The sequence below is a fragment of the Candidatus Pelagibacter sp. Uisw_099_02 genome (assembly GCF_047727625.1).
GTDB lineage: Bacteria > Pseudomonadota > Alphaproteobacteria > Pelagibacterales > Pelagibacteraceae > Pelagibacter.
In genome coordinates this window covers 581,816-598,266 of record NZ_CP159822.1, presented here as the reverse complement: position 1 = coordinate 598,266, position 16,451 = coordinate 581,816, and the positions used below count along the sequence as shown (strand labels likewise).

Genomic DNA, 16,451 nt, shown 5'->3' with positions numbered 1-16,451 from the left:
TTAAAATGCGACAAATGTATTATACAAATATATATTAAATTAAGTAAAAAACAATCAGCATGATTATTGAAAATAAAAATATTGTAAGCTTAGATCTAAAAAAAGAAGAGAAGATTTTAGATTTTAGTGACTTTCAAAAACAAAATATCAAGTTTGATATTAATAAATTACAAGAAGCTTACAATCAAATTATTCAAACTAAAAAATTTGATGATGGTGGAGGAATTGCCCACTTTGGAGCTATTTCTCTAACACAAATTCCTGGTGACCCAGACTCTGTCAAAGGAAGCAAAGCTAGAGGTGTTTATTGGACAAAACCAGATAAGTCAGGAAAGGAAGTTTCAAGAGATGTTTCAATTGATGAAGCTGCTTATTCAGAATTTATACCTGACTATGAAAACACATACTTTAAAGAAGTGTTTGATGTGCTTTCTTCAAAATATAAATTAGGTAGAGTTAGGATTTTATTAAAGGAGCCAAGATCGACATTGAGTTGGCATAGAGATCCAGAACCAAGATTGCATATACCTCTAATTTCAAATCCAGGCTGCTTAATGGTTATAGACAATGTTGCAAAACATATGCCTGCAGACGGATCGGTGTGGGTTACTAACAATACAAAATATCATAATGCTTTTAATGGTGGAGAAGAAAATAGAGTTCACTTAGTTGCGTGTGTTTTGGATTATAAGTTTAATTAGATTGAAAAAAATATTTTTATCATCAGATCACGCTGGTTATAAGTTAAAAGAATTCATTAAAATTCATTTAGATAAAAAAAAAATTTATTATACAGACCTAGGCCCATACAATAGTTATAGGGTTGATTATCCTGATTATGCTCATAAAGTTGCAAAAAAAGTTAAAACAAGCAAAAATCATATTGGTATACTAGTATGCGGTTCTGGCATTGGCATGAATATTGCGGCAAATAGACATAAGAATATACGTGCGGCCCAGTGTTTTAATTTAAAATCCACAAAATTATCAAGATTGCATAATGATGCAAATATCATTACATTAGGTTCAAGACTGCTAACTAAAAAAAATGCTTTAAATTGTGTCAGTGTTTTTTTGAATACAAAGTTTGATGGTGGAAGACACGCAAAAAGAATTAAAAAGATTTAATTATGTCTAGTGAAAAAAATTATCTAAATGACAGTTATAAAAGTTTTTTTGAAGACAGTTTATCTGTAGCTGATCCAGAACTGTATAAAGCAATTAGTGATGAATTAAAAAGACAACAACAACATATTGAATTAATTGCATCTGAAAATATCGTTTCACAAGCTGTTTTAGAAGCACAAGGTTCTGTTTTAACAAATAAATATGCAGAAGGATATCCTGGAAAAAGATACTATAATGGATGTGAGCATGTTGATGTTGCTGAAAACTTAGCTATTGAAAGATTAAAAAGATTATTTGATTGTAAATTTGCTAATGCACAACCTCATTCTGGAGCTCAAGCAAATGGTGCAGTTTTTTTAGCTTTATTAAATCCAGGTGATACATTTATGGGAATGAGTTTAAATTCTGGTGGACACATTACACATGGTTTAAAAATTTCAATGTCAGGTAAATGGTTTAATCCAATAGGATATGATGTTGATAAAGAATCTGAACTTATAGACTATGACAATGTCGAGAAACTTGCTTTAGAGCACAAACCGAAACTTATAATTTGCGGGGGCAGTGCTTATTCTAGAGTTATAGATTTTAAAAGGTTTAGGGAGATTGCTGATAAAGTGGGAGCATATCTTATGGTAGATATGGCTCATTTTTCGGGTTTAGTTGCTGGAAAAGGTTATCCAAATCCTTGTGAACATGCTCACGTAGTTACATCAACAACACACAAAGTTTTTAGGAGTGCAAGAGGTGGAATTATTTTAACAAATCATGAAGATTTAGCTAAAAAATTTAATACTGCAGTTTTTCCTGGTTATCAAGGTGGGCCATTAATGCATGTTATTGCAGCAAAAGCTGCAGGTTTTTTAGAAGCCTTAAGACCTGATTTTAAAGATTATATTAAATCAGTTTTAGCTAATGCTAAAATTTTATCAGAAACACTTAAAAATAATGGTTTTAAAATCTATTCTGGAGGGACGGATACACACTTAATGTTAGTAGATCTTAGACCTTTTAATGTTAAGGGCAACATAGCAGCTGAAAGTCTTTCTAAAGCAAATATTACTTGTAATAAAAATGGAATACCATTTGATTCTGAGAAACCAATGATTACATCAGGTATAAGACTAGGTACTCAAGCAGCCACAACTAGAGGCTTTGGATTAAAAGAATTTGCAAAAGTAGGAGAGTTAATAACTAAAGTTGTAAAAGGTTTATCCGTAAACCCTGAAGATAATAGTAAAGTTGAAGAAGAAGTAAGAAATGAAGTTATAGAGCTTACTTCTCATTTTCCTATATATAAGAACTTAAAATAATGATTTGTTCAATTTGTAAAAAAGGTGAAACATCTGTTGTAGATTCTAGACCAACAGAAGATGGAACTGCTATAAGGAGAAGAAGACTATGTGTTTGTGGAGCAAGATTTACAACCTTTGAAAGAGTTCAGTTTAGAGAAATAATGGTTGTCAAAAAGAACGGAAGAAAATCATCTTTTGACAGGGATAAACTTTCTAAGTCAATTTATATTGCTCTTAAAAAAAGACCAATAGACACAGAAACAGCAGAAAAATTTATAAGTAAAACTTCAAGAGCTTTGGAAGAGCTGGGTCAAAGTGAAATTTCATCTAACATTATAGGAACCATGGTCATGGAGGGTTTAAAAGAGCTTGATCCTGTGGCATATGTAAGATTTGCATCTGTTTACAGAAATTTCAGAGAAGAGAAAGATTTTGTACAATTCGTGGACAAATTAGATGTCTACAAAAAAAGATAATTTTTCCAAAAAAGATAAAAAGTATATGGAGCTAGCATTAAGTCTTGCTAGATCAAGGCATGGTCTTACAGGTGTAAATCCATCTGTTGGTTGTGTTATAGTAAAAGAAGATGAAATTATTTCAATAGGACAAACAGGTTATGGAGGCACCCCGCACGCAGAATATAATGCTATTAATAATTCAAATACAAATTTAGAAGGTTCAAAAATATACGTGACATTAGAACCATGTAGTCATTATGGAAAAACACCACCTTGTACTAATTTAATAATAAAAAAAAAAATAAATGAAGTTTTTTATTCAATAGAAGATATTGATAAAAAAGTTAAAGGTAAAAGTTTTAAAATTTTAAGATCCAAAAATATTGTTGTAAAAAAAGGATTACTTAAAAATGAAACAAATGATTTTTATTCAACTTATTTTTTCAATAGAATAAATAAACTTCCCTTTATTACTGGCAAGATAGCTACAACTAAAAATAACCTTATACACACTAAAGATAGCAAAAAAATTACCGATATTCATTCTGATAAACTGAATCATTATTTGAGATATAAGAATGACTCATTAATGGTGTCATACAAGACATTAAATATAGATAATCCTAAATTAAACTGTAGATTAAAAGGGTTTAATAAGTTCTCTCCAAGAAGAATCATTTTAGACAGCGATTTAAATACAAAAATTAATTCATATATATTTAAAACTGCCAATAAAAATAATACGATTATTTTTTATAATTCAGCTAACAAAAAAAAAATAACTTTATTTAAGAAAAAAGGCATTCAATTAATCAAATCAAATTTAATTAAAAATAAATATTTTGATTTAAATTTAATAATTAAAAAACTTTATAAAATAGGATGTAGAAACCTTTTAGTTGAAGGTGGTGACATCCTATCGGGCAGCTTTCTAGAAGATAAAATTTTTAATCAATTTTATCTATTTAAAAGTAAGAAAATTTTGAATAAATCTACATCATATACAGGCTTTAATAATATTAGATTTTTGATACAAAATTATAAAACTAAATCTAAGATAAATACAAAATTAGGTAAAGATACTATAACTTTATATAAAAGATAATTATGTTTAATGGAATAATTTTTAACCAAGGTACTATTAAAAAAATTAGCAAAAGAACTAAAGGCATTAATATTTTTGTAAGTTCTAATTTGAAATTAACAAAAAGAGATATAGGTGTTTCAGTTTCTTCTGATGGTGTTTGTTTAACACTAATAACAATTAAAAAAAACCTAATGGAATTTTACCTATCTGAAGAAACAATACAAAGGTCTAAATTTAAATTTTTAAAAATTAATGATAAAATTAATCTTGAACTTCCCTTAAAGTATGGTCATAAGATTTCAGGTCATATATGTCAGGGCCATGTAGATACAGTTGGTAAAATTTTTAATATAAAAAAGATTGATAAATCTTATTTATTTGATTTTGAAATAAATAAAAAAGAAAGAAAAAATTTAATTGAAAAAGCTTCAATTTCTATTAATGGAATTTCACTAACAATTTCAAAAGTAACAAAAAAAGGATTTCAAGTTTGGGTTATTCCACACACATTTAAAGTTACAAACTTATATACACTTAAAAAAAGCAGCCTAGTTAATGTAGAGATAGATATCCTATCTAAATATGTTAGAAATTATTTTAATGAAAAAAAATAATTACGCATCTATTGAAAGCATAATTAATACTGCCAAGAAAGGTGGTATGTTTATTTTAGTAGATGATGAAAAAAGAGAAAATGAAGGTGATTTAATTATTTCAACCACAGACTCAAATGCTAAAAATATAAATTTTATGGCTAGATTTGGACGTGGATTAATTTGTTTAGCTCTCGATAGTATTCAGGCAAAAAAGTTAAATTTATCTTTAATGTCTCCAATAAACCAATCAAGAAACAAGACTGCCTTCACAGTTTCTATTGAAGCAAAAAAAGGAATAACAACTGGCATATCAGCAAAAGATAGAGCTAAAACAATAAAAGTTGCATCAAAAAAAAGTGTAAATAAAAAAGACATTGTATCTCCTGGACATATTTTTCCAATTATTGCAAAAGATGGTGGCGTTTTAGTTAGAGCTGGGCACACAGAAGCCTCTGTTGATATTTCAAAACTTGCAAAAAAAAATAATTCAGCAGTTATTTGTGAAATAATGAATGAAGACGGTACAATGGCTAAAGGTCAAGATTTATTTAATTTTGCAAAAAAACATAATTTAAAGATAGGTAAAATTGAAGATCTTATTGCTTATCGGTTAAAAAAAGAAAAACTAATTAAATTGAAAAAAAAATCAGAAATAGAGGTTAAAAAACAGAAATATATAATTAGAATTTATGAAAACCTTTTAGATGGATCTGAACATTTTGCTTTAATTAAAGGTAATTTAAAAAAAGGTGTAGTACCAAGAGTTAGAGTAATTTCGTCAAATGTTGTTCAAAATTATTTAATAAGCCAAAAATTACCAAATTCATTTAACAAAACGCTGAATTACTTTAAGAAATTTAATAATTGCGTTTTAGTATTTATTAAAGATACAAATTTAAGGTCAGTTACACAGACTCTTAAAGATTATAAAAATAAAGATTTCTATAAAAAAGGTAACGACAAGCTTATTAGAAATTATGGTATTGGTGCTCAAATAATAAAAGATTTAAAAATAAGAAATATGATATTAATCACAAAGTCTCCTAAAAAAGTTATTGGATTAGAGGGTTATGATATAAAAATTACTAAACAAGAAATAATTTAATGAAAAAAAAATATTTAATAGTTATTGCTGATTATTACAAAGACATATCTAAAGGATTGCTCAGTAGCGCTAAAGACATATTACCAAAATCTAGTTTAATAAAAATCATTAATGTCCCTGGTGTTTTTGAAATACCAGTAACAATTTCAAAAAATATTAAAAAGTATGATGCTTTTTTAGCTCTTGGTTGTGTTATAAAAGGTCAAACACCACATTTTGACTTTATTTCCCATTCTTCTACAGATGCGATAATGAAACTATCTATAGAAAATAAAAAACCTATTGGTAACGGAATTATTACTTGTCTAAATATGCGTCAAGCTAAAGCAAGGAAAAAAAAAGGTAGAGAAGCAGCTCAAGCTGTAATATCTGTCTTGTCTCAATAATAATGAGAACCTCATATAATCCCAACCAAAGCCCAAGAGTTATAATTATCCAAAAGTTATATGGTAATTTTTTTAATGACGATAACGATTTAACTTTTCCAAAACATAGATTTAAAAAGTTTATCAAAGATGTTGTTTTAGGCACAATAGAAAGAGAGGATGTAATTAAAGAAGAGGTTAAAAAATATTTAAGTGAAGACTTGCAATTAAATAATTTAGATAAGGTTTTTCAAGTTATAGTAAAATCAGCAATATTTGAATTTCTATATAAACCTAAGGTTCCAACAAAAATAATTATTAAAGAATATCTTGATGCTTCAAATTTTTTTTTAGAAGACAGTCAAACTAAATATTTGAATGCTATATTAGACAAGATAGCTAAAAAAATAAGATCTATCAATGCATGAATTTGAGTTAATAAAAAATTATTTTCAAAAACTTTCTAAAAAATCATCAAGTGCCTTGAACCTAAATGACGATGTTTTTTTTGATAAAAAAAATAAATTAGTAGTTTCAGTTGATACATATACAGAAGGTAATCATTTTATAAATTTTAAAAAACCTGAACTAGTTATAAAAAAAATAATTAGATCATCTATATCAGATCTTATTTGCAAAGGTGTTAAACCAAAATACTATTTTATTTCAGGATCTGGAAATAAAAAAAGTTTTTCTAAATTAAATCTATCAAAAATTAGTAACTCACTTAATCAAGAACAAAATAAGTATAAGATATTTTTAAGTGGTGGAGATACAGTTTTTTCAAACAAGTTAAGTTTTACAATTACCTCAATAGGATTTGCACATAATATTGTGTATAGGAACAAAGCTAAAATTAATGACGATATTTATGTATCTGGAAATTTAGGAGACAGTTACTTAGGTTTGTTAGTTTTAAAAAATAAAGTTAAACTTAATAAGTTTCTAAGTAAATATTTTACTAATCAATACTTTATGCCAAATATTCAATTAAAATTGATTACTCAAATTAAGAAGTTTGCTAACACTTCTATTGATATATCTGATGGACTATTAGCAGACCTTGATAAAATGATTAATAACCAAAAATTATCTTATAAACTTTATTTAGATAATATTCCAATTTCAAATAATCTCAAAAAAGTACTCACTCTTAAAAAGTTATCAAAGATTAATTACATTTCTAATGGTGATGATTATCAGGTCCTATTTACAGCTTCCAAAAATAAAATGAGAATCATAAAAAAAATAGCATTTAATTACAGAGTTAAGCTTACAAAAATTGGCTCAATCCAAAGCCATATTGAAAAATCGACCATTATTGATGGTAAAAATGTCCAAATAAGCCTTAAAAATAAAGGTTATTTTCATAAGTTTTAAAAAGTTAAATATTGCCTTTTATTGCTTTTTTTGTATTGTCCGGACTTTAAACAATAAAATTTTTAACAACCAAACAACTAAAAAGGCATCATGAACTCACTTATAGAAACAATATTACTTTACACCATAGCGGCTGGATCACTTGCAATCGTTTATGGTTTTTTTACTGGCTTAAATATTCTTAATTCAAGTGCTGGAAATGTAAAAATGCAAGAAATTGCTACAGCAATTCAAATTGGAGCTAAAGCTTATCTAGCAAGACAATATAAAACGATAGCCGTGGTTGGAGTTGTTGTTTTAGTTATTGTTTGTTGGGTGTTTAGCCCACTAGTTGGTCTTGGTTATTTTATTGGTGCAACTTTGTCTGGTATTGCAGGTTATGTTGGAATGTTAGTTTCAGTTCAAGCAAATGTTAGAACTGCGGAAGCTTCAAGAAAAGGTTTAGCTAGCGGTCTTGCAGTTGCTTTTAAATCTGGTGCTGTCACTGGTATGCTTGTTGCTGGTTTAGCCTTATTAGCTATAGCAGTTTATTATTATATTTTATTAAAAATGGGAACTGAAGACAGAGAAGTTGTTAATGCATTAGTTGCATTAGGTTTTGGTGCTTCACTAATATCAATTTTTGCAAGATTAGGTGGTGGAATTTTTACAAAAGGTGCTGATGTTGGTGCCGATCTAGTCGGTAAGGTAGAAGCAGGAATACCTGAGGATGACCCTAGAAACCCAGCAGTAATAGCCGACAATGTTGGTGATAATGTTGGTGACTGTGCTGGTATGGCAGCAGATTTATTTGAAACTTACGCAGTAACTATTGTTGCTACAATGGTTTTATCTTCGATATTTTTTGTAGGTGATATGAATATGATGATTTACCCTTTAACAATTGGTGGAGCTTGTATCTTGACATCAATATTAGGAACTTATTTTGTGAAGCTTGGAAAAAGTAAAAATGTTATGAATGCCTTATATAAAGGATTTGTTGTTTCTGCCGTATCTTCATTAGTAATTTTGTACCCAGTAACTGACTATGTGATTGGTTTTGCAAGTGAGTATACTGTAGATGGTAAAAGCTTTAACGGTATGAGCTTGTATTATTGTGGAATAATTGGTTTAGTTATTACTGGTCTTTTGATTTGGATTACCGAATATTATACCGGAACTGAATACAGACCCGTTAGAAGTATCGCAAAATCATCAACAACTGGTCATGGTACTAATGTTATTCAAGGATTAGCTGTTTCTATGGAAGCTACTGCAATCCCTGCATTGATTATTGTTGCTGGAATTTTAGCTACAAATTCAATAGCTGGCCTATATGGTATTGCAATTTCTGTTACTACAATGTTAGCCTTAGCTGGAATGGTTGTTGCTCTAGACGCTTATGGTCCAGTTACCGACAATGCTGGTGGTATTGCTGAAATGGCTAAATTACCAAACAGTGTAAGAAAAACTACCGATGCATTAGATGCTGTAGGAAACACTACAAAAGCTGTAACAAAAGGTTATGCTATTGGTTCCGCTGGTTTAGGAGCACTAGTTTTATTTGCTGCTTACGTAGAAGATATTAAACACTTTGCTAAGATAGAAGGTTCTAAATTATATAACATTGAAGTCACTTTCGATCTAACTAATCCTTATGTTGTTGTTGGTTTATTGATTGGTGGAATGCTTCCATATCTATTTGGATCGATGGGAATGCAAGCTGTTGGAAGAGCAGGTGGAGCCGTTGTTGTCGAAGTAAGAAGACAATTTAAAAAGTTCCCAGGCATCATGAAGGGTAAACAAAAACCCGATTATGCAAAACTTGTTGATTTATTAACTCAAGCTGCAATTAAAGAAATGGTTGTACCTTCATTATTACCAGTATTATCTCCAATAGTTTTATATTTTGTTATACTTTCTATAGGTGGACAAGCAGAAGCTTTAGCCTCTGTTGGTGCTATGCTGTTAGGTGTAATAGTTACAGGACTATTTGTTGCTGTTTCAATGACTGCTGGTGGTGGAGCATGGGATAACGCTAAGAAATATATTGAAGATGGTAATCATGGTGGCAAAGGTTCTGAAGCACATAAAGCAGCGGTTACTGGAGACACAGTTGGAGATCCCTACAAAGATACAGCTGGTCCAGCAGTTAATCCGATGATTAAAATTACAAATATTGTAGCTTTATTATTATTAGCTGTAATAGCAGGATAACTCTAATAAGAAATTAATTCTGCCTGTTACTTTTTGGATTATTAATTTTTTGTCGTAAACTATTTAGAAAATCATATGTAAATGAATTTTTACTATAGTTTACAGATGTTTTGTCATTTGAAAAATTGATTTTATTCATTTTATCTATTTGATGTAATTCTTTCTTCACAAGCAAACCTTTATTATCTATTTCCAAAACCAAAACATTATTAGCATAAGTTTTTTCACCCCCAATACTCAATAGTGATTTTTTTGCTTTTTTTCTTTCAATGTAAATCCAAACGTCATTATCAAACATACTTTTTGTTGATGGTGGGCCCAGAAGTTTAATTATGTCATTTTTATTAGTAGAATTGACAATAAGTTTTTTTTCCTTTACATCAATAAATTTGGTACCATGATCATTAATTACTTTATCTAAAGTACAATTTGAAGTTAATATAGATAAGAACAATATAAAAAAGTATTTTTTCATGAAATCTGATTACATTAATATTTACAATAAATTAATATCTTTAACCAGAAATAAAGAACTTTATAGAAACTTCGAATATCAGGACAAATTTTCAGACAGATTAATATTTTTTTTATTTCATTTTGCATTCTTTCTGAAAGTCTTTAAAAATGACAATTCCAAAGATAATATGCAGAAAATTTACGATTTTATGTTTAGACAGTTAGAGTTAAATATAAGAGAAATTGGGTATGGAGATCAATCCATAAATAAAAAAATGAAAGATTATCTGAACATATTTCATGAAATTATTGATAAAATACACTTTTGGGAAGACTTAAGCGTTGATTTAAGAACATCTTTATTATTAGATTATTTAGGAAAATCAATTGATGCCTCTTATTTAGCTGATTATTTTGAAAAATATAGATTAGAATTATCAAATAATACTTTGAATTTTTATTTAAAAGGTGTATTAAAATGATATTTTATGGCTGTACCCAAACGTAAACAATCCCCGTCAAGAACTGGAATGAGAAGAGCTCAGAATATGAAGTTCAAATCAACAAATATTGTTGAGGACAAAAAATCAGGTGAATTTAGGTTACCACATCACTTGGATCTTAAAACTGGTATGTACAGAGGCAGACAAGTTTTAGATCCTAAGGAATAAAAACTTCAATCTTAAATGAATAAAAAAATCAAAATTGCAGTAGATGCAATGGGTGGAGATGGTTCACCAAAAAAAGTTATGGATGGCATTAGTCACCATTTTAAAAAAAATAAAAATTCATTTTATCAAATCTTTGGTGATAAGAATAAAATTATACCACATATTAAAAATGATTTAACAAATTCTTCTTTTGAGATATTTCATACAATTGATGTTGTTAAAGGTACTGACAGCCCCTTAGAAGGTGCTAAACGTGGAAAAAACACTAGTATGTGGTTAGCAATCCAAAGTGTTAAAGAAAAAAAATCAGATGTTGTGATCTCTGCTGGAAATACAGGTGCTTTACTGGTTATATCTAAGCTTAACCTTAATATGATTGATAACATTGATAAACCAGCTTTATCAGCGCTTTGGCCAAATAAAAAAGGCATGAGTGTAGTTTTAGATTTGGGTGCTAATATTGAATGTAGTCCAAAAAATCTAATTGATTTTTCAATAATGGGTTCCTCGTTATTTAAATCTTTATATCCAGAGGATAGTGCAAAAGTTGCCTTATTAAATATAGGCTCTGAAGAACTTAAAGGTAACGAAATTATCAAAGAAACATATCAAAAATTAAATCAAAGAAATAATCATGACTTTGAATTTAAAGGTTATATAGAAGGCAACCAGTTAATGAATGGAGAGGTCAATGTAATTGTAGCTGATGGTTTTACTGGTAATGTTGCTTTGAAAACTGCAGAAGGAACAGCAAATTTTATTACAGGCGAACTAAAAAAAGCAATGACAGGAAGTATAATAGGAAAAATTTCTTCTTTATTAAATATTTCTAATTTAAAAAAATTTAAGGCAAGATTAGATCCCCGGTTATATAATGGTGCTATATTTATTGGTTTAGACTTACCAGTAATTAAAAGCCATGGTGGAACAGATTATTTTGGTTTTTCTAATTCTTTGAGTGTTTGCACAAGAGTTGTAAGTGGTAATTTAATAGAAAAAATTAGAAAAAATATAAATTAATGACTAGAATTAATCTAACCAAAAAAGATTTGATAAATTCTGTTTATATGCAAATTGGTTTCTCAAAAAATATTTCAGAAAGTTTAATAGATGATTTTTTATACACAATCTCAAAAAATTTAAAAATTGAAAAAAAATTAAAATTATCAAAATTTGGTACTTTTTCAATACGTTCAAAAAAAAGTAGAATGGGTAGAAATCCTAAAACTAGAGAGGAAATAACTATATCTGACAGAGATGTAGTTTTATTTAAAGCTTCTAAAGAATTTAAAGATTTAGTAAATTCTGAAAATGATTCATAAAAGCAATAAAGCATATAAATCTATAGGAGAGGTTGCAAAAATTCTTGATCTAGTTAATAAAAAAAAAGGATCTCTTAACACTCACACTATTCGTTTTTGGGAAAAAGAATTTAAGCAAATTAAGCCAAATATTTTAAATGGTAATAGACGGTACTATAGTAATGATACTATTGAGGTTTTAAAAAAAGTTAAATATTTGCTTAAAGATCAAGGAATGACAATTAATGGCGCTAAAAAAGTTCTTAATTCTGATAAATCTTTAAAACTTGACGAATTACCAAATAATTCTATAAATGCTGATTATAGTATAAAAAATAAACTTAAAAAAATTTCTAATTTAATAAGACAAATAAAAGATTTAAAATAATATGGCTAAAAAAACTCACGTTAAAGTTAGACTGGTACCTGAAGCTAAACCTGACAGCCCATTTTTTTACTATGTTAAAAAACCAGCTGGTGGTGAAAAAGCTAAAGTCAAATTGTCAGCAAAAAAGTACAATCCTTCTACAAGAAAACATGAAATGTTTGTAGAGAAAAAATTACCCCCACATAGTAAATAATATTAATTTTTTTTAAAGTTTCTTTTTTCGTAATCAATAAATGACCAAATCATACTCTTCCATATTCTATTTGTTATCTTTGGATCTATGTTTAATTGTAATGATTTTTTCTTAATTTTCTTAAGTATGAATTTTATTCTTTTTTGATCGATTATTTCTTTTTTGTGATTTTTTACTTTTAAAACTTTATTTACTAAATTAGATCTTTTTTTAATTAATTTGAGCAATTCATTATCAAGCTTATCTAGCTTAACTCTCAGCAGATCTAATTTTTTTTTATTTATAGGCGACATTTAAACAATTGGTAATTAAGATGATTATTATAAGTATAATTTATGTTTGTAAATAGCGACAACTATATAAAGTATTTAAAATTATGGCTAATAACTTTATTTTTGTTAATTATTATTATGGTAGGGGTTGGTGGTTTAACTAGATTAACTGATTCTGGATTATCTATTACTGCATGGGAACTTTTTACTGGAATATTACCTCCCTTAAATATTAACGAATGGAACTTTTATTTTTCTGAATATAAGAAAATTCCAGAATTTCAAAATATTAATTACAATATGACTTTGAATGAATTTAAGATAATCTTTTATTGGGAATATGCACATCGATTACTAGCAAGAATTGTAGGGTTATTTTCATTCATACCATTATTATTTTTTAGTTTTAAATTTAATAATAATCAATTTTATTCAAATAAATATTATCTAATTTTTCTATTAGTATGCTTACAAGGATTTATTGGCTGGTATATGGTTTCAAGTGGATTAATAGAAAATAACGATGTTAGTCATTTCAGACTATCGGTTCATTTAACTCTGGCTTTATTTATAATGTGTTTAATTTTTTGGTTTATATTAGATTTATTTAACACTAAGAAATTTAAGATTAAAATCTCTAATTTATTATTATTTTTTATTTTATTGCTTATTATATTGCAGATTGTTCTTGGAGCTTTTCTTTCAGGTCTGGACGGTGGTTTAATCTACAATTCGTGGCCCGATATGAATGGGGATTTTTTTCCAAATGATGTTGTTATAAATGATTATTTGAGTTCTCAATTATTTTATAATCCTTCTATTATTCAATTTTTTCACAGATTAACTGCATACATTCTTTTGTTCTTTATTTTACTTTTGAATTATCAATTTATTAAAAAAAAATTAGATTTTAAAAATATATTATTTTTTGATTTTGCTATTTTATTTCAAGTTTTCTTAGGAATTATTACCTTAATGTCTGGTGCAGAGATTAAATATGCTTCTCTACACCAGTTAGGCTCAATTATTGTTTTGAGCTCTTATCTTTTAATTTTACATAAAAATTCTAACCAGCAACTTTAGCTTTATTAATATTCTCAACATTATTTAAAGTTCTTTTTAGAGCTTGCTCTAAGTCTTCAATAATGTCGTCAATATGCTCAAGACCAATACATAATCTTACATATCCTGGTGTCACACCAGAAGCTAAAAGTTCTTCCTCATTTAATTGACTATGTGTAGTTGTTGCTGGATGTATTGCTAGACTTCTAGCATCACCAATATTTGCTACATGATAAAACATTTTTAAAGCTTCAATAAATTTCTTACCAGCTTCAATACCGCCCTGCAACTCTATACCTACCAGAGCACCATTTCCACCGCTTAGGTATCTTTTAGCTCTGTTTCCAATTTCACCTTTATATTGATTTGGATATATTACCCTTGAAACCTCAGTATGTTTAAGTAGGTAATTCACTACTTTCTCAGCATTTGAGCAATGTTGTTTCATTCTTAAAGCTACAGTTTCAAGTCCTTGGATTAATCCAAAAGCATTATCTGGAGATAATGCTGCACCCAAATCTCTTAATAAAACAACTCTAGCTCTTACTGCAAAAGAAACATTTGCACCTGTTAACTCTGGTACCACTTTACCCCATACTGCACCACCATAACTAAAATCTGGCTCATTAAATAGAGGTTGCCTTTTAGGATCAGCTGTCCAATCAAAATTACCACCATCAATTAATGCACCGCCTACAACTGTACCATGTCCTCCTATATATTTTGTAAGCGAATAAACTACTACTGCAGCACCATGCTCTATTGGTTTACATAGAACAGGAGAGGCTGTATTATCCATTATTAGAGGTATATTATATTTTCTACCTATGTCAGATACTTCCTTAATAGGAAATACTCTTAAGTATGGATTGGGTAAAGTTTCTCCATAAAATGCTCTTGTTTTTTCATCAACAGCTTTCTCAAAGTTTTTCGGATCCGCTGGGTCAGCATACCTAACTTCTATTCCAAGCTTACTCAAAGTGTGTGTGAATAAAGAAACTGTTCCACCGTAAAGATCTGTTGAGCTAACAATATTATCACCAGCTTTTGCGACGTTTAATATTGCAAATGTTGATGCTGTTTGACCAGATGATACTGTTAAACAAGCTAAACCTCCCTCTAATGCAGCAAGTCTCTTTTCTAAAGCATCATTAGTTGGATTCATTATTCTTGTGTAAATGTTTCCAAACTCTTTTAAAGCAAACAGATTTGCAGCATGTTCAGTACTATCAAATTGATAAGAGGTTGTTCTGTATATCGGAACAGCCACTGCTTTTGTTGTTGGATCACTTCTATAATCACCACCATGTATGGCTATAGTTTCAGGGTTTTGTCTTTTTGTGCTCATCTTAATACTCCTTTTTTAGTACTTATGCTTAATGCAAGGCGTACAATACAGTTCAAATGTGCCTACCGATAATGTGTGTAAAAATCCTTTTTAGCAATAACAAGCCTGCAATAGGAACAAATCGGCTTAATCAAACTATCATTAAAGCAAGCTTTTGCAAGATAAATATAAAATTGACATTATTACTAATAATAGTATTAATCCTGGCACAATGACAAAATTTCTAAAAAGTAGTGAATTATCAAGTAACTGGTTTGAAATTGATGCTAAAAACGCTGTAGTTGGAAGACTTGCATCTATAATTGCCATGATTGTAAGAGGAAAAAATAAAACCACATACACACCACACATGGATGATGGTGATTTTGTTGTCGTAAAAAATGTAGAGTTAGCAAAATTTACAGGAAAAAAATTTAGCGATAAAAAATACTACAAACATACTGGACACCCTGGTGGTATTAAAGAAATAACTCCTGAAAAACTTTTAGAAAAAAACAAACCTGGCGAGTCTTTAAAATTAGCAGTTAAGAGAATGTTACCTGGTGGAGTGCTTGGTAGAAAGCAATTAACTAAAGTAAAAATTTATGCAGGGGAAGAGCATCCGCATGCGGCGCAAAACCCTAAACTTCTAGATTTAGGAAAATTAAACAGTAAAAATTTAATAAGAAATTAATATGGAAACAGCAACTGCAGCAAATAAAGTAACTACAAAAAAACCTAAAATAAAATTAGATTTTAAAGATAGTAAATATGCTACAGGCAGAAGAAAAAAATCTATTGCAAAAATTTGGGTAAAAAAAGGGACTGGCAAAATTTATGTAAATGGCAGAACCATGGATGATTATTTTACTAGCGGAAGTCATAAAATGCAAATTACAAGACCATTTGAAATTATAAATCAAGCAACAGGTTATGATGTTAGATGTAGTGTTGCTGGTGGCGGGCACACAGGGCAAGCTGGTGCAATGGTACATGGTATTGCTAAAGCATTAATTTTATTTGATTCTGAAAATAGGGCAGTTCTTAAGACTGAAAAACTAAATACCAGAGACTCTAGATCAGTTGAGAGAAAAAAACCTGGTCGTAGAAAAGCTAGAAGAAGCTTCCAATTCTCGAAAAGATAATTCTTTTTTAACTCAAAACTGTTATA

At 28.7% G+C, this 16,451-nt stretch carries 23 protein-coding genes and 1 riboswitch; of the genes, 20 read left to right on the top strand and 3 right to left on the bottom strand.

Annotated features, from left to right (window positions below):
- Positions 1-59: 59 nt before the first annotated feature.
- The 11 genes from ABXT47_RS03245 to ABXT47_RS03195 all read left to right on the top strand — a co-directional run bounded on the left by ABXT47_RS03245 (position 60) and on the right by ABXT47_RS03195 (position 9,610).
- Positions 60-701 carry an aspartyl/asparaginyl beta-hydroxylase domain-containing protein gene (locus ABXT47_RS03245; protein ID WP_415309301.1) on the top strand — a complete coding sequence of 214 codons (642 nt, stop codon included), beginning with the start codon at positions 60-62 and terminating at the stop codon, positions 699-701.
- Between the two features lies 1 nt (position 702).
- Positions 703-1,128 carry a ribose 5-phosphate isomerase B gene (gene rpiB, locus ABXT47_RS03240; protein ID WP_415309300.1) on the top strand — a complete coding sequence of 142 codons (426 nt, stop codon included), beginning with the start codon at positions 703-705 and terminating at the stop codon, positions 1,126-1,128.
- Between the two features lie 2 nt (positions 1,129-1,130).
- Positions 1,131-2,441 carry a serine hydroxymethyltransferase gene (gene glyA / locus ABXT47_RS03235; protein ID WP_415309299.1) on the top strand — a complete coding sequence of 437 codons (1,311 nt, stop codon included), beginning with the start codon at positions 1,131-1,133 and terminating at the stop codon, positions 2,439-2,441.
- A complete protein-coding gene (gene nrdR / locus ABXT47_RS03230; protein WP_169036466.1) occupies positions 2,441-2,899 on the top strand; it encodes a transcriptional regulator NrdR in 459 nt (152 codons plus the stop codon). The genes glyA and nrdR overlap by 1 nt, the downstream gene beginning before the upstream one ends.
- Entirely contained in the window at positions 2,880-3,986 is a 1,107-nt protein-coding gene (gene ribD / locus ABXT47_RS03225; RefSeq protein ID WP_415309298.1) for a bifunctional diaminohydroxyphosphoribosylaminopyrimidine deaminase/5-amino-6-(5-phosphoribosylamino)uracil reductase RibD, read from the top strand. Before nrdR ends, ribD begins: the two co-directional genes overlap by 20 nt.
- A gap of 2 nt (positions 3,987-3,988) precedes the next feature.
- A complete protein-coding gene (locus ABXT47_RS03220) occupies positions 3,989-4,582 on the top strand; it encodes a riboflavin synthase (RefSeq protein WP_415309297.1) in 594 nt (197 codons plus the stop codon).
- On the top strand, positions 4,569-5,669 hold the full coding sequence (gene ribB / locus ABXT47_RS03215) for a 3,4-dihydroxy-2-butanone-4-phosphate synthase (RefSeq protein WP_415309296.1): 1,101 nt from the start codon (positions 4,569-4,571) through the stop codon (positions 5,667-5,669). The genes ABXT47_RS03220 and ribB overlap by 14 nt, the downstream gene beginning before the upstream one ends.
- Positions 5,669-6,055 carry a 6,7-dimethyl-8-ribityllumazine synthase gene (gene ribH, locus ABXT47_RS03210; RefSeq protein ID WP_415309295.1) on the top strand — a complete coding sequence of 129 codons (387 nt, stop codon included), beginning with the start codon at positions 5,669-5,671 and terminating at the stop codon, positions 6,053-6,055. The genes ribB and ribH overlap by 1 nt, the downstream gene beginning before the upstream one ends.
- A 2-nt stretch (positions 6,056-6,057) precedes the next feature.
- Positions 6,058-6,462 (top strand): transcription antitermination protein NusB, encoded by a 405-nt coding sequence (locus ABXT47_RS03205; RefSeq protein ID WP_415309294.1) that lies wholly within the window; start codon positions 6,058-6,060, stop codon positions 6,460-6,462.
- Positions 6,455-7,414 (top strand): thiamine-phosphate kinase, encoded by a 960-nt coding sequence (thiL, locus tag ABXT47_RS03200; RefSeq protein ID WP_415309293.1) that lies wholly within the window; start codon positions 6,455-6,457, stop codon positions 7,412-7,414. Before ABXT47_RS03205 ends, thiL begins: the two co-directional genes overlap by 8 nt.
- 90 nt (positions 7,415-7,504) lie before the next feature.
- Positions 7,505-9,610: a sodium-translocating pyrophosphatase gene (locus ABXT47_RS03195; RefSeq protein WP_415309292.1), complete on the top strand. Its 2,106-nt coding sequence runs from the start codon at positions 7,505-7,507 to the stop codon at positions 9,608-9,610.
- Positions 9,611-9,623: 13 nt separating this feature from the next.
- Here ABXT47_RS03195 and bamE read toward each other — a convergent pair whose 3' ends face one another.
- On the bottom strand, positions 9,624-10,085 hold the full coding sequence (gene bamE / locus ABXT47_RS03190) for an outer membrane protein assembly factor BamE (RefSeq protein ID WP_415309291.1): 462 nt from the start codon (positions 10,083-10,085) through the stop codon (positions 9,624-9,626).
- On the opposite strand from bamE, the gene ABXT47_RS03185 reads away from it, so the two are divergent.
- Genes ABXT47_RS03185 through ABXT47_RS03160 form a run of 6 tightly spaced genes read left to right on the top strand, consistent with a single transcriptional unit; the run spans position 10,084 to position 12,619 of the window.
- Positions 10,084-10,548 (top strand): ubiquinol-cytochrome C chaperone family protein, encoded by a 465-nt coding sequence (locus ABXT47_RS03185; protein WP_415309290.1) that lies wholly within the window; start codon positions 10,084-10,086, stop codon positions 10,546-10,548. The genes bamE and ABXT47_RS03185 overlap by 2 nt on opposite strands.
- Positions 10,549-10,554: 6 nt before the next feature.
- Complete coding sequence (rpmF, locus tag ABXT47_RS03180; RefSeq protein ID WP_415295811.1) at positions 10,555-10,737, top strand: 50S ribosomal protein L32; 183 nt, start codon at positions 10,555-10,557, stop codon at positions 10,735-10,737.
- Between the two features lie 15 nt (positions 10,738-10,752).
- Positions 10,753-11,757 carry a phosphate acyltransferase PlsX gene (gene plsX, locus ABXT47_RS03175; protein ID WP_415309289.1) on the top strand — a complete coding sequence of 335 codons (1,005 nt, stop codon included), beginning with the start codon at positions 10,753-10,755 and terminating at the stop codon, positions 11,755-11,757.
- Entirely contained in the window at positions 11,757-12,059 is a 303-nt protein-coding gene (locus ABXT47_RS03170; RefSeq protein WP_415309288.1) for an integration host factor subunit alpha, read from the top strand. The genes plsX and ABXT47_RS03170 overlap by 1 nt, the downstream gene beginning before the upstream one ends.
- Positions 12,049-12,426 (top strand): MerR family transcriptional regulator, encoded by a 378-nt coding sequence (locus ABXT47_RS03165; protein ID WP_415309287.1) that lies wholly within the window; start codon positions 12,049-12,051, stop codon positions 12,424-12,426. Before ABXT47_RS03170 ends, ABXT47_RS03165 begins: the two co-directional genes overlap by 11 nt.
- Position 12,427: 1 nt before the next feature.
- On the top strand, positions 12,428-12,619 hold the full coding sequence (locus ABXT47_RS03160) for a 50S ribosomal protein L33 (RefSeq protein WP_006996892.1): 192 nt from the start codon (positions 12,428-12,430) through the stop codon (positions 12,617-12,619).
- A gap of 2 nt (positions 12,620-12,621) precedes the next feature.
- Here ABXT47_RS03160 and ABXT47_RS03155 read toward each other — a convergent pair whose 3' ends face one another.
- Positions 12,622-12,912, bottom strand: coding sequence for a chorismate mutase (locus ABXT47_RS03155; protein ID WP_415309286.1), 291 nt, complete (start codon positions 12,910-12,912; stop codon positions 12,622-12,624).
- 42 nt (positions 12,913-12,954) lie between these two features.
- Between ABXT47_RS03155 and ABXT47_RS03150 the strand changes: the two genes are divergently transcribed.
- Complete coding sequence (locus ABXT47_RS03150; RefSeq protein ID WP_415309285.1) at positions 12,955-13,974, top strand: COX15/CtaA family protein; 1,020 nt, start codon at positions 12,955-12,957, stop codon at positions 13,972-13,974.
- On the opposite strand, the gene ABXT47_RS03145 is transcribed toward ABXT47_RS03150, so the two are convergent.
- Positions 13,958-15,301, bottom strand: coding sequence for an O-acetylhomoserine aminocarboxypropyltransferase/cysteine synthase family protein (locus tag ABXT47_RS03145; RefSeq protein ID WP_415309284.1), 1,344 nt, complete (start codon positions 15,299-15,301; stop codon positions 13,958-13,960). The two genes, ABXT47_RS03150 and ABXT47_RS03145, sit on opposite strands and share 17 nt — an antisense overlap.
- Positions 15,302-15,305: 4 nt before the next feature.
- Positions 15,306-15,374, bottom strand: a riboswitch (SAM riboswitch).
- Positions 15,375-15,512: 138 nt separating this feature from the next.
- Here ABXT47_RS03145 and rplM point away from each other — a divergent pair.
- Positions 15,513-15,974 carry a 50S ribosomal protein L13 gene (gene rplM, locus ABXT47_RS03140; protein ID WP_415309283.1) on the top strand — a complete coding sequence of 154 codons (462 nt, stop codon included), beginning with the start codon at positions 15,513-15,515 and terminating at the stop codon, positions 15,972-15,974.
- A 1-nt stretch (position 15,975) separates the two neighbouring features.
- Positions 15,976-16,425 (top strand): 30S ribosomal protein S9, encoded by a 450-nt coding sequence (rpsI, locus tag ABXT47_RS03135; protein WP_415309282.1) that lies wholly within the window; start codon positions 15,976-15,978, stop codon positions 16,423-16,425.
- Positions 16,426-16,451 lie beyond the last annotated feature (26 nt).

Bases quoted from the DNA above. Each gene is read 5' to 3' on its own strand.
- ABXT47_RS03145 (WP_415309284.1), bottom strand. From the start codon at position 15,301: ATGAGCACAAAAAGACAAAACCCTGAAACTATAGCCATACATGGTGGT.
- thiL (WP_415309293.1), top strand. From the start codon at position 6,455: ATGCATGAATTTGAGTTAATAAAAAATTATTTTCAAAAACTTTCTAAA.
- rpmF (WP_415295811.1), top strand. From the start codon at position 10,555: ATGGCTGTACCCAAACGTAAACAATCCCCGTCAAGAACTGGAATGAGA.
- rpsI (WP_415309282.1), top strand. From the start codon at position 15,976: ATGGAAACAGCAACTGCAGCAAATAAAGTAACTACAAAAAAACCTAAA.
- bamE (WP_415309291.1), bottom strand. From the start codon at position 10,085: ATGAAAAAATACTTTTTTATATTGTTCTTATCTATATTAACTTCAAAT.
- rplM (WP_415309283.1), top strand. From the start codon at position 15,513: ATGACAAAATTTCTAAAAAGTAGTGAATTATCAAGTAACTGGTTTGAA.
- plsX (WP_415309289.1), top strand. From the start codon at position 10,753: ATGAATAAAAAAATCAAAATTGCAGTAGATGCAATGGGTGGAGATGGT.
- ribD (WP_415309298.1), top strand. From the start codon at position 2,880: ATGTCTACAAAAAAAGATAATTTTTCCAAAAAAGATAAAAAGTATATG.
- ABXT47_RS03155 (WP_415309286.1), bottom strand. From the start codon at position 12,912: ATGTCGCCTATAAATAAAAAAAAATTAGATCTGCTGAGAGTTAAGCTA.
- ABXT47_RS03195 (WP_415309292.1), top strand. From the start codon at position 7,505: ATGAACTCACTTATAGAAACAATATTACTTTACACCATAGCGGCTGGA.
- ABXT47_RS03160 (WP_006996892.1), top strand. From the start codon at position 12,428: ATGGCTAAAAAAACTCACGTTAAAGTTAGACTGGTACCTGAAGCTAAA.
- ABXT47_RS03245 (WP_415309301.1), top strand. From the start codon at position 60: ATGATTATTGAAAATAAAAATATTGTAAGCTTAGATCTAAAAAAAGAA.
- ABXT47_RS03205 (WP_415309294.1), top strand. From the start codon at position 6,058: ATGAGAACCTCATATAATCCCAACCAAAGCCCAAGAGTTATAATTATC.
- nrdR (WP_169036466.1), top strand. From the start codon at position 2,441: ATGATTTGTTCAATTTGTAAAAAAGGTGAAACATCTGTTGTAGATTCT.
- ABXT47_RS03185 (WP_415309290.1), top strand. From the start codon at position 10,084: ATGAAATCTGATTACATTAATATTTACAATAAATTAATATCTTTAACC.
- ABXT47_RS03170 (WP_415309288.1), top strand. From the start codon at position 11,757: ATGACTAGAATTAATCTAACCAAAAAAGATTTGATAAATTCTGTTTAT.
- ribB (WP_415309296.1), top strand. From the start codon at position 4,569: ATGAAAAAAAATAATTACGCATCTATTGAAAGCATAATTAATACTGCC.
- ribH (WP_415309295.1), top strand. From the start codon at position 5,669: ATGAAAAAAAAATATTTAATAGTTATTGCTGATTATTACAAAGACATA.
- ABXT47_RS03150 (WP_415309285.1), top strand. From the start codon at position 12,955: ATGTTTGTAAATAGCGACAACTATATAAAGTATTTAAAATTATGGCTA.
- ABXT47_RS03165 (WP_415309287.1), top strand. From the start codon at position 12,049: ATGATTCATAAAAGCAATAAAGCATATAAATCTATAGGAGAGGTTGCA.
- ABXT47_RS03220 (WP_415309297.1), top strand. From the start codon at position 3,989: ATGTTTAATGGAATAATTTTTAACCAAGGTACTATTAAAAAAATTAGC.
- glyA (WP_415309299.1), top strand. From the start codon at position 1,131: ATGTCTAGTGAAAAAAATTATCTAAATGACAGTTATAAAAGTTTTTTT.